The sequence below is a fragment of the Paraburkholderia sp. D15 genome, assembly GCF_029910215.1.
GTDB lineage: Bacteria > Pseudomonadota > Gammaproteobacteria > Burkholderiales > Burkholderiaceae > Paraburkholderia.
On record NZ_CP110395.1, the window covers coordinates 3,788,541 to 3,805,860 of the forward strand.

15 protein-coding genes, 1 pseudogene and 1 riboswitch are annotated in these 17,320 nt (G+C 65.1%); of the genes and pseudogenes, 10 read left to right on the forward strand and 6 right to left on the reverse strand.

What is annotated here, in order from left to right:
• The first annotated feature begins 180 nt into the window (after positions 1 to 180).
• The 3 genes from glpK to LFL96_RS16415 all read left to right on the forward strand — a co-directional run bounded on the left by glpK (position 181) and on the right by LFL96_RS16415 (position 3,430).
• The gene (gene glpK / locus LFL96_RS16405) at positions 181 to 1,680 is read left to right on the forward strand and encodes a glycerol kinase GlpK (RefSeq protein ID WP_280996244.1); all 1,500 of its coding nucleotides are present in this window, start codon (positions 181 to 183) and stop codon (positions 1,678 to 1,680) included.
• Between the two features lie 98 nt (positions 1,681 to 1,778).
• Positions 1,779 to 2,495, forward strand: coding sequence for an MIP/aquaporin family protein (locus LFL96_RS16410; protein ID WP_280996245.1), 717 nt, complete (start codon positions 1,779 to 1,781; stop codon positions 2,493 to 2,495).
• A 248-nt stretch (positions 2,496 to 2,743) separates the two neighbouring features.
• On the forward strand, positions 2,744 to 3,430 hold the full coding sequence (locus LFL96_RS16415) for an HAD family hydrolase (protein WP_280996246.1): 687 nt from the start codon (positions 2,744 to 2,746) through the stop codon (positions 3,428 to 3,430).
• 189 nt (positions 3,431 to 3,619) lie between these two features.
• Here LFL96_RS16415 and ribB read toward each other — a convergent pair whose 3' ends face one another.
• The 4 genes and pseudogenes from ribB to LFL96_RS16435 form a co-directional block, all read right to left on the reverse strand.
• Positions 3,620 to 4,339, reverse strand: a complete 720-nt coding sequence (ribB, locus tag LFL96_RS16420) for a 3,4-dihydroxy-2-butanone-4-phosphate synthase (protein ID WP_280996247.1) — start codon at positions 4,337 to 4,339, stop codon at positions 3,620 to 3,622.
• Positions 4,340 to 4,486: 147 nt separating this feature from the next.
• A riboswitch (FMN riboswitch) is annotated at positions 4,487 to 4,682 on the reverse strand.
• Between the two features lie 250 nt (positions 4,683 to 4,932).
• A pseudogene (locus LFL96_RS16425) lies at positions 4,933 to 5,583 on the reverse strand (XRE family transcriptional regulator); the annotation flags it as partial.
• A 128-nt stretch (positions 5,584 to 5,711) separates the two neighbouring features.
• On the reverse strand, positions 5,712 to 6,878 hold the full coding sequence (locus LFL96_RS16430; RefSeq protein ID WP_280996249.1) for an MFS transporter: 1,167 nt from the start codon (positions 6,876 to 6,878) through the stop codon (positions 5,712 to 5,714).
• 47 nt (positions 6,879 to 6,925) lie between these two features.
• On the reverse strand, positions 6,926 to 7,318 hold the full coding sequence (locus LFL96_RS16435; protein ID WP_281000800.1) for a VOC family protein: 393 nt from the start codon (positions 7,316 to 7,318) through the stop codon (positions 6,926 to 6,928).
• A gap of 135 nt (positions 7,319 to 7,453) precedes the next feature.
• Here LFL96_RS16435 and LFL96_RS16440 point away from each other — a divergent pair, with 135 nt between their 5' ends.
• The 7 genes from LFL96_RS16440 to lnt all read left to right on the forward strand — a co-directional run bounded on the left by LFL96_RS16440 (position 7,454) and on the right by lnt (position 15,349).
• Complete coding sequence (locus tag LFL96_RS16440; RefSeq protein WP_280996250.1) at positions 7,454 to 8,437, forward strand: LysR family transcriptional regulator; 984 nt, start codon at positions 7,454 to 7,456, stop codon at positions 8,435 to 8,437.
• A 154-nt stretch (positions 8,438 to 8,591) separates the two neighbouring features.
• The gene (gene miaB, locus LFL96_RS16445) at positions 8,592 to 9,965 is read left to right on the forward strand and encodes a tRNA (N6-isopentenyl adenosine(37)-C2)-methylthiotransferase MiaB (RefSeq protein WP_280996251.1); all 1,374 of its coding nucleotides are present in this window, start codon (positions 8,592 to 8,594) and stop codon (positions 9,963 to 9,965) included.
• A 59-nt stretch (positions 9,966 to 10,024) separates the two neighbouring features.
• On the forward strand, positions 10,025 to 11,110 hold the full coding sequence (locus LFL96_RS16450) for a PhoH family protein (RefSeq protein WP_280996252.1): 1,086 nt from the start codon (positions 10,025 to 10,027) through the stop codon (positions 11,108 to 11,110).
• A 39-nt stretch (positions 11,111 to 11,149) separates the two neighbouring features.
• Positions 11,150 to 11,611, forward strand: a complete 462-nt coding sequence (gene ybeY, locus LFL96_RS16455; RefSeq protein WP_280996253.1) for an rRNA maturation RNase YbeY — start codon at positions 11,150 to 11,152, stop codon at positions 11,609 to 11,611.
• A 41-nt stretch (positions 11,612 to 11,652) separates the two neighbouring features.
• Positions 11,653 to 12,375 (forward strand): gamma-glutamylcyclotransferase, encoded by a 723-nt coding sequence (locus tag LFL96_RS16460; protein WP_280996254.1) that lies wholly within the window; start codon positions 11,653 to 11,655, stop codon positions 12,373 to 12,375.
• 219 nt (positions 12,376 to 12,594) lie between these two features.
• Positions 12,595 to 13,488: a transporter associated domain-containing protein gene (locus LFL96_RS16465; RefSeq protein ID WP_280996255.1), complete on the forward strand. Its 894-nt coding sequence runs from the start codon at positions 12,595 to 12,597 to the stop codon at positions 13,486 to 13,488.
• A 118-nt stretch (positions 13,489 to 13,606) separates the two neighbouring features.
• Positions 13,607 to 15,349, forward strand: coding sequence for an apolipoprotein N-acyltransferase (gene lnt, locus LFL96_RS16470; RefSeq protein WP_280996256.1), 1,743 nt, complete (start codon positions 13,607 to 13,609; stop codon positions 15,347 to 15,349).
• 216 nt (positions 15,350 to 15,565) lie between these two features.
• Here the strand turns inward: lnt and LFL96_RS16475 are convergent, their stop codons facing one another.
• Together LFL96_RS16475 and LFL96_RS16480 are read right to left on the reverse strand one after the other, a co-directional pair.
• Positions 15,566 to 16,333, reverse strand: a complete 768-nt coding sequence (locus LFL96_RS16475; RefSeq protein ID WP_280996257.1) for a M48 family metallopeptidase — start codon at positions 16,331 to 16,333, stop codon at positions 15,566 to 15,568.
• Between the two features lie 243 nt (positions 16,334 to 16,576).
• Entirely contained in the window at positions 16,577 to 17,191 is a 615-nt protein-coding gene (locus tag LFL96_RS16480) for a glutathione S-transferase C-terminal domain-containing protein (protein ID WP_280996258.1), read from the reverse strand.
• Between the last annotated feature and the right edge of the window lie 129 nt (positions 17,192 to 17,320).

Consider the following 17,320-nt stretch of genomic DNA (forward strand, 5'->3'; position numbering starts at 1 on the left):
GCCAGGCAAACCCAGGCGGGCATCAGCTTCGACGCCCGCGGCAAAACCGGTTTCTTTTACCCCTCGGCTGGACCAAGCCGGGACGCATCATCACAACTGTTGCAGCCCGCTTAAAACAAGAAGCCGTTCCCGTCGCCGGGCAACAGTCCGGCGATTCATAAAACGCATGGAGAAGAGACAATGCAGGATCAGTACATCCTCGCCCTTGACCAAGGCACCACCAGCTCGCGTGCCATGCTGTTCGACCGGCTCGGCAATGTCGTGTCGACGGCGCAGAAGGAATTCCAGCAAATCTATCCGCGTCCGGGTTGGGTCGAACACGATCCGCAGGAAATCTGGTCGACCCAGGCCGGCGTCGCCGCCGAGGCCGTCACGCGCGCGGGGATGAACGGCACGTCGATCGCCGCGATCGGCATCACGAATCAGCGCGAGACCACCATCGTGTGGGATCGCGAAACCGGTCACCCGATCTACAACGCGATCGTCTGGCAGGACCGCCGCACCGCCGACTTCTGCGACCAGCTCAAGGAGCAGGGTCTGGAGGAAAAAGTCCGCGCGAAAACCGGTCTGCCGATCGACTCGTATTTCTCGGCGACCAAGATCCGCTGGATTCTCGATAACGTCGAAGGCGCGCGCGAAAAAGCGAAGCAGGGCCGCCTCGCGTTCGGCACCGTCGATAGCTGGCTGGTGTGGAATTTCACCAAGGGCGGCCTGCACGTCACCGACGTGACCAACGCGTCGCGCACCATGCTGTTCAACATTCACACGCTGCAGTGGGACAACGAACTGCTCGAAGCACTCGACATTCCGCGCAACATGCTGCCGGACGTGCGCCCTTCGTCGGAAGTGTATGGGCCGACCAAGACCACCGTGTTCGCGTCGAAGATTCCGCTCGCGGGCATCGCCGGCGACCAGCACGCCGCGCTGTTCGGCCAGATGTGCACGCAGTCGGGCATGGTGAAGAACACCTACGGCACGGGCTGTTTCCTCGTGATGAACACCGGCGACAAGCCGATCGAATCGAAGAACAACCTCGTCACCACGATCGCCTGGCAGATCGGCGACAAGATCAACTACGCGCTGGAAGGCAGCATCTTCATCGGCGGCGCGGTGGTGCAGTGGCTGCGCGACGGTCTCGGCATCATCAAGAACGCTGCTGAAATCGAAACGCTGGCGCGCAGCGTGCCGCATACCGACGGCGTGTATCTCGTGCCCGCCTTCGCCGGCCTCGGCGCGCCGCACTGGAATGCCCGCGCCCGCGGCACGCTGTTCGGCGTGACGCGCGGCACGAGCTCCGCGCATATCGCGCGCGCCGCGCTCGATTCGATCGCTTATCAGTCGCTCGACGTGCTGAAGGCGATGGAAGCCGATTCGGGCATTCGCATCGGCGAATTGCGCGTGGACGGCGGCGCTTGCGCGAACAATCTGCTGATGCAGTTCCAGGCGGACATTCTCGGCGTCGACGCCGTGCGTCCGAAGGTCGCCGAAACCACCGCGCTGGGCGCCGCCTATCTGGCCGGTCTGGCAGTCGGCTACTGGAAAGATGTGGACGAACTGCAAAGCCAGTGGGCGCTCGACCGCCGCTTCACGCCCGCGCTGCCGCACGCCGAAGTCAAGTCCAACCTGGACGGCTGGCAACGCGCGATCCGTGCCGCGAAGGCCTGGGCCGACACGCCCTGATCCCGGCGACACAGCATTACTTCTCCAGACCCGCTTTCGACATAACGAAGCCGCCAATCCTGCGGCTTCCCTAACAACTATATTTCGGATACCCAACCATGCATCCTTATATTGCGGAATTCATCGGCACCGCGCTGCTCGTGCTGCTCGGCAACGGCGCGGTCGCCAACGTGCTGCTCGCGCGCACCAAGGGCAAGGGCGCGGACCTGATCGTGATCGTGATGGGCTGGGCGATGGCCGTGTTCATCGCCGTCTACGTCACCGCATCGTTCAGCGGCGCGCATCTGAATCCGGTCGTGACGATCAGTCTCGCGCTAGCCGGCAAATTCGCGTGGGCCAAGGTGCCCGGCTACGTCGCCGCGCAGATGCTCGGCGGCATGGCGGGCGCGTTGCTCGTGTGGCTCGCTTACCGTCAGCACTTCGAGAACGAAGCCGATGCCGACATCAAGCTCGGCGTGTTCTGCACGGCGCCGGCGATTCGCAGCATCCCGCATAACCTGCTCACCGAAATGATCGCCACCTTCGTGCTGATTCTCGGCGTGCTGTATCTGGCGTCGCCGCAAGTCGGCCTGGGTGCGCTCGACGCGCTGCCGGTCGGTCTGCTCGTGCTCGGCATCGGCATTTCGCTCGGCGGCCCGACGGGGTACGCGATGAGCCCGGCGCGCGATCTGTCGCCGCGTCTGATGCACGCGCTGCTGCCGATTCCGGGCAAGCGCGGCAGCGACTGGAGCTACGCGTGGATTCCGGTGCTGGGTCCGCTGCTCGGCGGCGCCGCCGCCGCGGCGCTGTACATGTATCTCCACAGCGCGCATTGAGCCGCGCGGCCTGGCCGCGCACTGAACCAGTTTGCGTACCACGCAATCTGCCCGCGCACCGCGTCTCACGCACGCGGACCGCGCGGGTCAGCGCCGGGACGACACACCCACGAGGGCCGTCCCGGCGTCGATGGAAAGCGGCGGCGCCGCGCACCCGGCGCCAAAGCACGTATCATGATGCTTTCCATCTACGCGCATGAACCGGCTATTGCCGTGTTCATGCGCGTTTCGCTTTCCGTTTTTCAGGCATGATCGACCACCTCATCTGTGACTGCGACGGCGTGCTCGTCGACAGCGAAATCATCGCCGACCGTGTGATGCTCGACACGCTCAGCGCCCACTTCCCCGGCCTCGACTTCGAACCCGTCGTCAAGACGGCCTTTGGCCAGCAGATGTCGCGCTTTCTCGAAGGCATCGAGAAGACCTTCGATATCGCGCTGCCCGCCGATTTCCTGAATACCGTCGAATACAACGTCGAGCTCGAACTCGCGGCGTCGCTCAGTCCGATCAACGGCGTGCGCGAGGCGCTGCAGCGCGTCGTGCTGCCGGCGGCCGTGGTGTCGAACAGCCGCATGGCGCGTGTGCATGCGTCGGTGCGGCGCGCGGGCCTGCAGCAGATTTTCGGCGAGCGTGTTTTCAGCGCCGAACAGGTCGCGCGGCCGAAGCCGTATCCCGACGTCTACCTGTTCGCCGCGCAGACGCTCGGCGTGGCGCCATCGCGTTGCGTGGTGGTGGAAGACAGCGTGGCGGGTTTGAACGCGGCGCGCGCGGCGGGCATGAAGACGATCGCCTTCGTCGGCGCGAGCCATATTCCCGACGGGTACGCGGACGCGCTGCGCAAGATGGGCATGACGCGCATCATGAAGCATATGGATGAACTGCCGGCGCTCGTCGAAGCGGGTGTGCGCGGTGATTTCGGCGACGTGCAGTCGTAGGGGATGACGCGTCAACGGGCTGATTTGATCAGCGCGCTGATTTGCATACAAAAAGGCCGGCTCTGATGTTGATCAGAGCCGGCCTTTTGCGTTGAAGCAGACGTCAACGCCGCGCGTCGCGTCAGCGTCGTGCCGCGTTGCCGTCTTGCAGCCAGGCCTGCGCTACTTCGCGGCACGCAGCCTGTGCGCCTACGCCTCGTCGGCCACGCATTCGCGCGCCTGCGCCAGCGCCCGGCGAAACTCCACCAGCTCGGCGATCGTCAGCATCGGCAGATTGTGTTGCGCGGCGAAGCGCTCCACTTCCGCGCCGCGCGTCATCGTGCCGTCGGCGTTCATCAATTCGCACAGCACGCCGGCCGGCTTCAGACCCGCGAGAATCGCGAGATCCACCGTGCCCTCGGTGTGGCCGCGACGTGCCAGCACGCCGCCCGGCATCGCGCGCAACGGGAACACGTGGCCCGGCCGGACGATGTCGGCGGGTTTCGCCGAGTCGGCGATGGCGGCGCGGATCGTCGTCACGCGATCGAGCGCCGACACGCCGGTGGTGACACCGTCGCGCGCTTCGATCGAGACCGTGAACGCGGTGCCGTGACGGCTCTCGTTGTTGACGGCCATGGGCGGCAACTCGAGCGCGCGGATCCTGTCGTCCGGCAGACACAGACAGACGATGCCGCTGCATTCGCGGATCAGCAACGCCATGGTTTCGACGGAGAGACGCTCGGCCGAAACGATCAGATCGGCTTCGTTCTCGCGGTCATGGTCGTCTTGCAGGACCACGGCGCGGCCATCGCGCATGGCTTGCAATGCGGCGGCGATACGCGGCGGAACGGGTTCGGTGGCGAGCAGCGGGAGGTCGGCGAATGCATCTTCGGCAATCGTCGATGGAGCAGGAAAAGTAGCAAAGGTCATGATTGAAACGCTCATCGCAAAAGTTGGGCGAAAAACGTTTCAGGGCATTGCAAACAGACAAAGACGCGCCGGCGAACGCCGCACGCAGCGACGCTCGCGCACCGCTCCAACCCGCGAGCGGCGCAACGGAAACGCAGATGACTATCTGCACATCTTCTTCCATCCGGACTGTGACCGTCGGCTCTGGCTTCTCACCAGATCTGCTGACCCCGCTGCGTGTTTTTCGATTCGTTGCCGACTCGAACGATCACGCGATGCGGGCGCTCGCGGGCTCACCGGCTCGCGCTTGTCGCGCTGCCGGCATACCGCCGGTGGGGAATTTCGCCCCGCCCTGAAGACGCACTGATTGCCGGATCGACCGGCCGGCAAAGCATACAGGAGTCACACCGCGCCTGCAGCGCAACCCCCACGGTTCAGACGGATATCTCTAAATGCTCGCGAGCGTATCCGTCCGGGTTAAAACGAGAAGATAGCGATCAGACGGGTGCAACCTCGCGCGCCGGTTCGCGGATCGCGTCGTGCGATGCCGGCGCTTCCCTGACCGGGTTCGGGGCAACCTCGCGCGCTGCTTCGCGCGCGCTTTCCTGCGATGGCGGCACATCCCAGCGCGGCGGCGTTTCCGCCTTCAAGGTCACGCGAAACGCGCGCGCTTCGGTGTCGCCGGGATTGCGTAGGCTATGCGGCTGGTCGGCGTCGAACACGATCGCGTCGCCGGTGGCGAGCAACTGGCGCTGATCGTGCACGCTGACTTCGAGCGTGCCCTCGCTGACGACGAGGTTCACCGTCGTGCCCGGCGCGCGGCGCGTGCCGGCTTCGGTGTGCAACGGCGCAATGCGCAACTCGTGGAACTCGGCGGCGGTCGGTTCGGCGTCCGGATACAGCGGGCGGGCCGAGTAGCGTCCATTCGAACTGACGACACGCGACGAGCGGTCGGCCGGCAAATGCTCGAAACCGTTGGTCGCGTGACGCCGCAGGAACGCGGCCACCGACACTTTCAACGCGGCCGCGACCTTGCACAGCACCTTGATGGACGGCACGCTGCGCGCCGACTCGATCTGCGCGAGCATTGCACGCGACACGCCGGAAGCACGGGCGAGCGCATCGAGCGACAGTTGGCGCTCGGCGCGCAATCGGGCGAGATTCACGCCCACCAGATGTTCGAGTGCATCGAAAGGTTCGGCGGCACGCGGCGACGCTGCGGGATCAGCCGCGGGATCGCGAACCAGCGCAAGCGGGGAATGCATGTTTGCCTCCAGGAGCGCCGCCGGACGGCGGGCAAAGCGATTGGTGGAAGCAAGATAGCACCGCGATTCGCCATGCCCAACGAAGTTATCTTCACACTGTTATCAGCATTGCGGAGGATGACAAATCCTCAAGCCCCCTGCGCCACTGCCGCGCGCGGCGCATCCATCCGCGCGGCGAACCACGTCAGCAACAGCGCCGCCACGCTGACCGCTGCCGCGACCCACGGCAGCGTATCCAGCGCATAACCGTGGTTGATCACCAACCCGCCCAGCCACGCGCCGCCCGCGTTACCCACGTTGAATGCGCCGATATTCAGCGTCGATGCCAGATTCGGCGCGGCCGCCGCTTTCTCCACCACGCGCATCTGCAACGGCGGCACGGTCGCGAACGCCGCGATCCCCCACACGAAAATCGTGATCGCCGCCGCCACCTGCGAATGGCTGGTGCGCGCGAAAATCGCCATCACCACCGCGAGCGCGACCAGAATGCCCATCAGCGAAGGCATCAGCGTGCGGTCGGCCAGCTTGCCGCCCACCGTGTTGCCGACCGTCAGCCCCACGCCGAACAGCACCAGAATCAGCGTCACGCCGCGCGGCGAAAAACCGCTCACCTGTTCGAGGATCGGCGCGATGTACGTGAACACCACGAACACGCCGCCGAAGCCGAGCACCGTCATCGCGAGCGCGGTCCAGACTTGCGGGTCCTTCAGCACGCGCACTTCGTGGCCGAGCCCCACCGGGCCGGCGTCGTGCCGGTTCGGCACCAGCGCCGTCACGCCCGCCAGCGACAACACGCCGAACGCGCTGACAATCCAGAACGCCGCGCGCCAACCGAATTCCTGCCCGACGAAGGTGCCGAACGGCACGCCCAGCACGTTCGCCAGCGTCAGCCCGGTAAACATCAACGCGATCGCGCTGGCGCGCTTTTCGGCCGGCACCAGCGAAGCCGCCACCACCGCGCCGATCCCGAAGAACGAGCCATGCGCGAACGACGTGACGACGCGCGCGATCATCAGCACGGAATAGCTGGACGCGATCGCACACAGCGTATTGCCGACGACGAACACGCCCATCAGCAATTGCAACGCGAGCTTGCGCGGCATCTTGCTGGTCACGACGGCAAGCAGCGGCGCGCCGACCGCGACACCGAGCGCATAACCGCTCACCAGCAGACCCGCCGAGGGAATCGACACCGCCAGATCGCGCGCGACGTCGGGCAGCAAGCCCATGATCACGAACTCCGTGGTGCCGATGGCAAAGGCGCTGATCGCCAGCGCCAGTAATGGGATGGGCATTTTTTAACTCCAGATTCAAAGGTTGTGCGTGTTGTCTTTGCGCGCCGTCATGCGTTCTGCAACGCGGTCACGAATTCGATGACGACACCCGGCGCGAGCGCCACGAAAAGCTGCACCTCGGCGGCTTGCGGCCCCATCGGCGGAACGCGCGCGCTCTGGTAGGCGACGCCGGCCGCCTGCAGACGCGCCAGCAGCGCTTGCCATTCCTCCGCGCTCTCCAGCCGGAACGCGATGTGGTCGATTCGCGGCGCCGACCTGCCGGGCGCGGCGGGCGCCGTCGCGTCGATCAGGTGCAGCACCGGCCGGCCGTTCGCGTACAGCCAGTAGCCGTCGATCGAAAACGGCGGGCGGGCGCCCTCGTCCAGACCCGCGATATCGACGAAAAAACGTCGCGCGGTTTCAAGGTCGGCGGTGACGATCGTTGCGTGATCGAGGTGCATGGCGTGGTCGGCTGAAGGCAGCGCATCAGGGTTTTCAAGGAGGCGATTGTCGGCGCGAAGCGGTGTTTTGATAATTGGCGTAGCATTTGAAGCATTTTCAAATAATTTTTGAAAGTTATTTTCTAAAGACACGTCATGGACAATCTCGGCGACATCCGTCTCTTCGTCGAAGCCGCGCAGCAGGGCAGCCTGTCGGCCGCGGGCCGCAAGATGGGCCTGACGCCCGCCGCCGCGAGCGCGCGTCTCGCCAAGCTGGAAACCGGCCTGAAAGCGCGTCTCTTCGAGCGCACCACCCGGCAGTTGCGGCTCACCGACGAAGGCCGTCTCTACCTGAACTGCTGCCGCCAGGCGCTGCAATCGCTCGACGACGCCGAAGCCGCGCTGCAGGCGGGTCAAGGCGTGGTGCGCGGCAAGGTACGGATTTCCGCGACCTCGGACTTCGGCCGCAATCTGCTGATGCACTGGCTCGACGAGTTCAACGCGCTCTACCCGGACGTGACCTTCGGGCTGACGCTCTCGGACTCGCTGTCGAACCTCGTGCAGGAGGACATCGATCTGGCGATCCGCTTCGGCGTGCCGCAGGACAGCTCGCTGGTGGCCCGCAAGCTGGCGCCGAACCGGCGCGTGCTGTGCGCGTCGCCGGACTACATCGCGCGCAAGGGCGAGCCCAAGGATCCGCTGGATCTCGCCAACTTCGACTGCATCGTGCTGGGCACCGCGACCGGCCTCGCGAACGAATGGCGCTTCACGCGCGGCGACGAGACGCAGCACTACACGGTGCCGTTCGAAACCGCGCGCGAAACCAACGACGGCGCGGTGGCCCGCGAATGGGCGCTGCGCGGCTACGGCATCGTGATCAAGTCGATGTGGGACGTGGAGGCGGATCTGCGCGCCGACGGGCTGAAGGTGCTGCTGCCCGACTGGCGCTATCCGGACGCGCCGCTGCACGCGCTCTACCATCGCAACCGCTTCATGGCGCCGCGCGTGCGCGTGCTGCTGGATTTTCTGAGCGAGCGTTTCGCGCAGGTGTCGGACGAACTGGAAAGCCTGCTGGGCCTGCCGCAGACGCGCCCGCACGGCGCGGCGGGCACGGCAGGCGCCGCCGCCGAGCGGCTATAATGATGAGTTCCGCAGCCGGCCCGCGCGAGCACCACGTGCACCCCCCTGCACCTGCGGCCAGCCCACGCGCGCTACGGCACGCCGACACGCGGTCGGCCCCCACTTCACCTTTAAAAGACGCCCCCAGGTTAACCACTGCGACCGGCGAAATTCGATGACCAAGAAAGTTTATGTAAAGACCTTTGGCTGCCAGATGAACGAGTACGACTCCGACAAGATGGTCGACGTACTCGGCGCGGCTGAAGGCCTCGTCAAGACCGACACGCCGGAAGACGCCGACGTGATCCTGTTCAACACCTGCTCGGTGCGCGAAAAAGCGCAGGAGAAAGTCTTCTCCGACCTCGGCCGCGTGCGCGAACTGAAGGAAGCGAACCCCAATCTGATCATCGGCGTGGGCGGCTGCGTGGCGAGCCAGGAAGGCGCGGCGATCGTCGCGCGCGCACCGTATGTCGACGTCGTGTTCGGCCCGCAAACGCTGCACCGTCTGCCGCAGATGATCGACAAGCGCCGCGAGAGCGGCCGCGCCCAGGTGGACATTTCGTTCCCCGAAATCGAGAAGTTCGATCATCTGCCGCCCGCGCGCGTCGACGGTCCGAGCGCGTTCGTGTCGATCATGGAAGGCTGCAGCAAGTACTGCAGCTACTGCGTCGTGCCGTACACGCGCGGCGAGGAAGTGTCCCGCCCGCTCGACGACGTGCTGACCGAAATCGCCGGTCTCGCCGACCAGGGCGTGCGCGAAGTGACGCTGCTCGGCCAGAACGTGAACGCGTATCGCGGCGGCCTGACGCTCGGTTCGCCGGAGATCGCCGACTTCGCGACGCTGATCGAATACGTCGCCGACATTCCGGGGATCGAGCGGATTCGCTACACCACGTCGCATCCGAAGGAATTCACGCAGCGGCTGATCGACACCTACGCGAAAGTGCCGAAGCTGGTCAGCCACCTGCATCTGCCGGTGCAGCACGGTTCCGACCGCATCCTGATGGCCATGAAGCGCGGCTACACCGTGCTCGAATACAAGTCCGTGATCCGCAAGCTGCGCGCGATCCGCCCGGACCTGTCGCTGTCCACCGACATGATCGTCGGCTTCCCCGGCGAGACCGAGGAAGACTTCGACAAGATGATGGCGCTCGTGCACGAGATGCAGTACGACACCAGCTTCTCGTTCATCTACAGCCCGCGTCCCGGCACGCCGGCCGCGAATCTGCACGACGACACGCCGCGCGAAGTGAAGCTCAAGCGGCTGCAGCATCTGCAGGCCACCATCGAGGAAAACGTGCAGCGCATCAGCGATTCGATGGTCGGCAAGGTCGAGCGCATTCTGGTCGAGCGCCCGGCGCGCAAAGACCCGAACGAACTCGCGGGCCGCACCGAGAACAACCGGGTGGTGAATTTCCCGGCGCCGGTCGCATCACACGCGCGGTTGATCGGCCAGATGGTGGACGTGAAGATCGTCCACGCGTACCCGCATTCGTTGCGCGGCGAACTCGTGCTGGTGCACGACGACGCCAACGCAAGCACCCACTGAGCGACGGCAAGCCGCGCCCGCCACTCGCGTATCGAAACCGACAGGATCGAACTACCGCCTTGAAGACCACTCAGCAGCACCTGGAATTCACCGCACCGCGCGACGACAACGCGCGGCTCGCCAACCTCTGCGGCCCGCTGGACGAAAATCTGCGGCAGATCGAGCAGGCGCTCGACGTCACGCTGCAACGCCGCGGCCATCGCATCACGATTCGCGGACGCGGCGCGAAGCTCGCGCTCACCGCGCTCGAAAACTTCTACAACGTCGCGCGCGAGCCGCTGTCGGTGGACGACATCCAGCTCGCGCTCGTCGAAGTGCGGCATCCGGCGCGGCATCGGCCGAATGGCAATGGAAACGGCAACGGCAACAGCGACGAAGCCGCCGACCCGCGTTTCGCGGGCAACCCCGACCACCCGTTCGACCAACCGGCCGACCCCGCCGGCGACGACCTCGAAGAACTCGGCCCGAAGCTGTACACGCGGCGCGCCGACCTGCGCGGCCGCACGCCGGCGCAGCGCGAGTATCTGAAGCAGATCGTGTCGCACGACGTGACTTTCGGCATCGGCCCGGCCGGCACGGGCAAGACCTACCTCGCGGTCGCCTGCGCGGTGGACGCGCTCGAACGCGATCAGGTCAAGCGCATCGTGCTGACGCGTCCGGCCGTCGAAGCGGGCGAGCGGCTCGGCTTCCTGCCGGGCGATCTCGCGCAGAAGGTCGATCCGTATCTGCGGCCGCTGTACGACGCGCTGTACGATCTGCTCGGTTTCGACAAGACCGCCAAGATGTTCGAGCGGCAGATGATCGAAATCGCGCCGCTCGCGTACATGCGCGGCCGCACGCTGAACCACGCGTTCATCATCCTCGACGAGGCGCAGAACACCACGCCCGAGCAGATGAAGATGTTCCTCACGCGGATCGGCTTCGGCTCGAAGGCGGTCGTCACCGGCGACACGACCCAGGTCGACCTGCCGCGCGGCCACAAGAGCGGGCTGATCGAGGCACAGCAGGTACTCACCGACGTACGCGGCATCGCGCTCACGCGCTTTACCAGCGCCGACGTGGTGCGGCATCCGCTGGTCGCGCGCATTGTGGAGGCGTACGATGCGCATGCGCAGAAAAACACCGCATCGACGGATTCGCGCTGATCCGATGCCGCAGCCCAAACCGCTAGATATTCAAACTGCATGAGCCGCGCCCCGAAACTGACGTTGAATCTGCAATTCCCCGCCGCCAAGGCCTGGCCGGAACACAAGGCGCTGCTGCCGCGCGCCACGGTGGCCGGCTGGATCAAGGCGGCGCTGTTCGCGGACGGCGAGTTGACCGTGCGTTTCGTCGATGCCGAAGAAGGCCGCACGCTGAACCGCACCTATCGCGGCAAGGATTATTCGACCAACGTGCTGACGTTCGCGTATGCCGAAACGGAAGACGATCCGGTGACGGGCGATTTGATCCTGTGCTGCCCGGTGGTCGAGAAAGAAGCCGCCGAACAAGGCAAGCCGCTGCTCGCGCACTACGCGCATCTGCTCGTGCACGGCACGCTGCACGCGCAGGGCTACGACCACGAAGTCGAGGAAGAAGCCGAGGAAATGGAAGCGCTCGAAACCGGGATTCTCGGCAAACTCGGGTTTCCCGATCCTTATCTTTAACGGCCACCCGCGCCTGCCGCCCCTCTGATCGAAACCAGACCGTGAGCACCTCGTCCCCTGAAGCCGCCACCCGCATGCCCTGCCCCGACTACCCGCCGGCGCTCGGCGAATCGAGGCTGCTGACGGACGAGGAATTGCGCGCGTCGCTCGACTGCACGCTGCGCGACTGGGATCGCCGGGGCGATCTGTGGCTGTTCGGCTATGGCTCGCTGATCTGGAATCCCGGCCTGCCGACCGTCGAGGCCAGCCGCTCGAAAGTGCATGGCTATCATCGCGGGCTGTACCTGTGGTCGCGCGTGAATCGCGGCACGCCGGAACAACCGGGCCTCGTGCTGGCGCTCGACCGTGGCGGCTCGTGCACCGGCATCGCGTTTCGCGTCGCGGCGGAAGGCGCGATGCCGCATCTCGAAGCGCTGTGGCGCCGCGAAATGGCGATGGGCTCCTACCGTCCGGCATGGCTGCCGTGCAATCTCGCGGACGGACGGCGCGTCGACGCGCTGGCCTTCGTGATGCGCCGCGACGTGCCCACCTACACCGGCAAGCTGCGCGACGAGATCGTCAAGACGGTGTTCGGTTGCGCGAGCGGACGCTACGGCACCACCCTCGACTACGTCAGCCGCACCGTGCAGGCGCTGCGCGAAAGCGGCATGCCGGATCGCGCGCTCGAAGCGCTGCTCGCGCGCTGCCGCGAGCAAGGCTGCGAAGACGAACGCGAGGCGCAACGTCGAGCCGATACGCCCTCGACCGGCACGCGATCGGCATGAAACCCGGCAGGGTTTTTTGCTTCGCGACGCTCATCGCCACGTAATCAGTTAGGATGGACCCACGCGCGAGGCCGTGACTCTCCGCGGCTCAGGCCGCCTCGCCGCGGTTTCACCCCAGCGTCACCCATCGCCCAGCCCGGCGGGACACGGTCCTGCCATGTGCCTGGTGTATCCTTAATGCTCCGCAACAGCGCGCCCAGACTCGTCGGGCGCACTACCATGAACGACACGTATCCCAGTCGACGCCAACTCGACAAACCGCAAGAAAAACGCTCACTCCTCGAGCGTCTGACCGACTTCATCTCGCCCGAGCCCGACTCGCGCGCAGAACTTCTGGAAATCCTGCAGGACGCGCACGAGCGCAACCTGATCGACGCCGACTCGCTGTCGATGATCGAAGGCGTTTTCCAGGTCTCCGAACTCAGTGCCCGCGACATCATGGTGCCGCGCGCGCAGATGGACGCGATCAACATCGCGGACAGCCCCGCCGAATTCATCCCCTACGTGCTGGAAAAGGCGCACTCGCGCTATCCGGTGTACGAGGGCAATCGCGACAACATCATCGGCGTGCTGCTCGCGAAAGACCTGCTGCGCTACTACGCCGAGGAAGAGTTCGACGTGCGCGGCATGCTGCGCCCCGCCGTGTTCATCCCCGAATCGAAGCGGCTGAACGTGCTGCTGCACGACTTCCGCGTGAATCGCAATCACCTCGCGGTGGTGGTCGACGAATACGGCGGCGTGGCCGGCCTGATCACGATCGAAGACGTGCTGGAACAGATCGTCGGCGACATCGAGGACGAATACGACTTCGACGAGGAAAGCGGCAACATCATCGCGTCGCCGGACGGCCGGTTCCGCGTGCGCGCGCTGACCGAGATCGAACAGTTCAACGAAGCCTTCGGCACCGACTACCCGGACGACGAAGTCGATACGATCGGCGGCCTCGTCACGCATCATTTCGGGCGCGTGCCGCATCGCGGCGAGAAGGTGCGCCTAGACGACCTGATTTTCGAAATCCTGCGCGGCGACGCGCGCCAGATTCACATGCTGCTGGTACGCCGCGATCCGCTCGCCGGTCAGCGCGAGCGCGAAGCGCAGCACGTGCAGACCTGAGTCCGAACTGAGTCGAACTGACTCGAACCCGAGCCGGCAAATCGCCGGCTTACTTTTGGCGCGATGCTCGACCGCGCGCTGTGTTTCCTTCTCACGACCTCACGCCGACCACGCAACAATGGCCGACCCGACGACATCCCGTTCGCGCGCCGACGAGCGCACTTCCGCCGCCGGCGCACGCCGCGCCCGCACGCTGCCCCGCTGGCACTACCTCGTGGCGCTGGCCGCCGGCGCGGCCAACACGCTGTCGTTCGCACCGACACCGCACGGCGGCTGGCTCGAACTCGCGCTCTTCGCGTTCTTCTTCGCGTGGCTCACGCGCAGCACCGGCTGGAAAAGCGCGGCGTTGACGGGCGGCGCGTTCGGCTTCGGCAACTTCGTCACCGGCGTGTGGTGGCTGTACGTCAGCATGCATTTCTATGGCGGGATGGCTGCGCCGCTCGCGGCCGCGGCCGTCGTGCTGTTCTCGTTGTATCTCGCGATCTATCCGGCGTTCGCCGCCGTGCTGTGGTCGTTCTGCGCCGGTCACGCGCGCAACGGCACGGCCGACGACCGCGCGCCGTTCTCGCCGACCTGGCATGGCGCGCTAGCCTTCGCGAGCGCGTGGGCGATCGGCGAATGGCTGCGCGGCACGGTGTTCACCGGCTTTCCGTGGCTCGCGAGCGGGTACGCGCAGGTCGACGGTCCGTTCGCCGGCTTTGCGCCGGTGGCGGGCGTATATGGCGTGGGCTGGATGCTGGCACTCACGGCCGCGCTGATCGTGCAGGCGTTCACGCAACTGGCGGCACTGCGCCGCGCGAGCGTAGCGGGCAAAGCACGACCGGGCGGTGCGGGCGGTACGGCCGGTGTGTCCGGCGCCGCAGCCGGTACGCAGCTCACCAATGCACGCGCCGCGTTGCCCGGTGTCTTTGCGCTCGCCCTGATCGCGGCCGGCCTGCTGCTGCAACTCGCGCACTGGACCCTGCCGGCCAACGCGCCGCTGACCGTGCGCCTCCTGCAAGGCAACGTCAAACAGGAAATGAAGTTCGAGGAATCGGGCATGCGCGCCGCCATCGACATGTATCAGCAGATGATCACGTCGAAGCCCGCCGATCTGATCGTCACGCCCGAAACCGCGATTCCCGTGTTCGTGCAGCAATTGCCGGCGCCGTTCGCATCGGCGGTGCGCAACTTCTCGGATTCCACCGGCAGCGCGGTGCTGTTCGGCGCGCTCGGCGCGACCGTCACGCCGGAAGGTCAACTGGTCGACTACACGAACAGCCTGTTCGGCGTCACGCCCGGCTCGCGCGACGTGTACCGCTACGACAAACACCACCTCGTGCCGTTCGGCGAGTTCGTGCCGTGGGGCTTCCGCTGGTTCGTCAATCTGATGAACATCCCGCTCGGCGATTTCTTCCGGGGCGCGCCGGTGCAGAAGCCGTTCATCGTGCATAACCAGCCGGTCTCGGTCGACATCTGCTACGAGGATATCTTCGGCGAGGAAATCGCCCGCAGCATCCGCGAGAGCGCGACGCCGGCCGGCGTGCTGGTCAACTCGACCAACCTCGCCTGGTTCGGCGACACGATCGCACTCGACCAGCATCTGCAGATCGCGCGCATGCGCTCGCTGGAAACCGGCCGCCCGATGCTGCGCGCGACCAACACCGGCATGACCGCCGCAATCGATGCGGACGGCAAGGTGCTCGGCCGTCTCAAGCCGTACACGATCGGTTCGCTCGACGTGACCGTGCAAGGCACGTCGGGCAGCACGCCGTATGTGACGAGCGGCAACAATACGGTGCTGGCGGTATCGCTGCTGTTGCTGGCGTTTGGTTTCGCGTTCGGGCCGGGCATCAAGAGGCGCCGGGATACGGATAAATAGCCGCTGCTAAAGGCGGCTAATGGCTGCTAGCGCGGCTAATGGCAGCGCCCCGCCGTAACTCGCCGCGGCGTGCCGGTGCGCCGCGCCGCCTATAAACCGGTGGCGAATCGCAAAACGATCCGCCGCATTTAACCGCCGCAACAAATAACCTCAAAACAAAACGCGCGCCACTGACATGCCAGAGCGCGCGTTTTTCACGGGCGAAGCCTTATTGCATTACTGATTCGAAGCGATACGCTGCTGAATATGCTGCGCACGCGCCGGCGATGCCGGATGCGAACTCAGCATGCTCGATTTACCGCCATCCAGTTGCGACAGCTTGTTGAATGCGGTCACGAGACCCGACGGATCGAGATTCTTCTTTTTCTGCAAATCGAACGAATAATCGTCGGCTGCGCTTTCCTGGGTTTGCGAGAATTGTGCGTTAATCAGCTTCTCGGAGAAATCGCCCAGTTCCGAACCCGACAGCGCGCCCGCCAGACCGCCCGCCGACGACGCCACGCCGCGCACCGCCGAGGTCGCGTACGCCACCTGCATCGCTTTCTTCGTATGGCCGAGCGCCACGTGGCCCATTTCATGGCCGACCACGCCGCGCACTTCGTTGTCGTTCATCATGTCCATCAGGCCGCTATAGACGCGGATGCAGCCGTTGGCCATGGCCCATGCATTGACGTCCTTGGTCATGTACACCTTGTAGTTGACCGGCGTGCCGTTGATGTTGTCGCCCAGTTGCGCGGCGATCTTGTTCAGGCGCTTCTGGTACTTGCTGTTCGCGGCGGCGATCTTGTTCTCGCTGTCGAGTTGCGCGCATGACTTGTCGGTGAGCGCACGCACGTCGGCGTCGCTCAGCGTGGCGGCCTGCGTGGCCGCCTGGCCGGATTTGATCAGCGCGGACGGATCCACGCTGCCGACATTACTGACATTCGAACACGCGGCGAACAACGTGCAGGCGGCAGCGGCAATGACAAAGCGATTCGTTTTCATGGTGACAGTCTCTCTACTGTGTTTATTAATCTGAGCGACGCATTTTTACCTGCGACGCTGATTCGCAATGGCCGCAACCCGGCTGAAATTACCTGTTATGACGGCTGCATAAACCACTACGCCACGCGACAGACAAAAAAGAATGCGCCTGACGGGCAGGCGCATTTTTACCACAAACGAAAGCTTTAATTCATGCTTTTGGAAGGCGCATCGACATCATTTTGCAATCTTCCATGAATCACCTTAATCGCGCGGCACCGTATCGATAAACGACTGACGCAGCGACAATTTCTGGAAATGCTTATCCAGATTCGGATACGGCTCGCGCCAGTTCAGATCCGGCATGCGGAAATCCAGATAGCCGAGCGCGCAACCCACCGCGATATCAGCGAGCGTGTAGTGATTGCCCGCGCACCACGTCTTGCTGCCCAGACCTTGCGACATCGCGATCAGCGCTTCGTCGATCTTGCGCTGCTGGCGTGCAACCCACGCATCGACGCGCTGTTCGGGCGCGCGCTGCGTGGTTTCGAGACGAATCAGCACGGCGGCGTCGAGAATGCCGTCGGCGAGCGCCTCCCAGCAGCGCACTTCGACGCGCTCGCGCCCGGACTGCGGAATCAGCTTGCCGACCGGCGACAGCGTGTCCACGTATTCGCAGATCACCCGCGAATCGAACACCGCTTCGCCGTCTTCCATCACGAGACACGGCACCTTGCCGAGCGGATTGAAGGTGTGAATCGCGGTGTCGGGCGCCCAGACGTTCTCGGGCACCAGTTCGTAGTCGATCTTCTTGTCGGCCAGCACCACGCGCGCCTTGCGCACGAACGGGCTGGCGAGCGAACCGATGAGTTTCATCATTACCATCTGCCTTTTCCTGAATCCGGCGAAAGTATAAGTGCTGGCGGCCTTCGTGAGCAGGCCCGCGCAGCGTCGCGAGCCGCGCGCAGCCTGCCTGTAGCCGAATCATGGACGAACCGTGGCCGAGCC

Coding starts and splice junctions, on each gene's coding strand:
- glpK (WP_280996244.1), top strand. CDS start 181: ATGCAGGATCAGTACATCCTCGCCCTTGACCAAGGCACCACCAGCTCG.
- LFL96_RS16410 (WP_280996245.1), top strand. CDS start 1,779: ATGCATCCTTATATTGCGGAATTCATCGGCACCGCGCTGCTCGTGCTG.
- LFL96_RS16415 (WP_280996246.1), top strand. CDS start 2,744: ATGATCGACCACCTCATCTGTGACTGCGACGGCGTGCTCGTCGACAGC.
- ribB (WP_280996247.1), bottom strand. CDS start 4,339: ATGACCTTTGCTACTTTTCCTGCTCCATCGACGATTGCCGAAGATGCA.
- LFL96_RS16430 (WP_280996249.1), bottom strand. CDS start 6,878: ATGCCCATCCCATTACTGGCGCTGGCGATCAGCGCCTTTGCCATCGGC.
- LFL96_RS16435 (WP_281000800.1), bottom strand. CDS start 7,318: ATGCACCTCGATCACGCAACGATCGTCACCGCCGACCTTGAAACCGCG.
- LFL96_RS16440 (WP_280996250.1), top strand. CDS start 7,454: ATGGACAATCTCGGCGACATCCGTCTCTTCGTCGAAGCCGCGCAGCAG.
- miaB (WP_280996251.1), top strand. CDS start 8,592: ATGACCAAGAAAGTTTATGTAAAGACCTTTGGCTGCCAGATGAACGAG.
- ybeY (WP_280996253.1), top strand. CDS start 11,150: ATGAGCCGCGCCCCGAAACTGACGTTGAATCTGCAATTCCCCGCCGCC.
- LFL96_RS16465 (WP_280996255.1), top strand. CDS start 12,595: ATGAACGACACGTATCCCAGTCGACGCCAACTCGACAAACCGCAAGAA.
- lnt (WP_280996256.1), top strand. CDS start 13,607: ATGGCCGACCCGACGACATCCCGTTCGCGCGCCGACGAGCGCACTTCC.
- LFL96_RS16475 (WP_280996257.1), bottom strand. CDS start 16,333: ATGAAAACGAATCGCTTTGTCATTGCCGCTGCCGCCTGCACGTTGTTC.
- LFL96_RS16480 (WP_280996258.1), bottom strand. CDS start 17,191: ATGATGAAACTCATCGGTTCGCTCGCCAGCCCGTTCGTGCGCAAGGCG.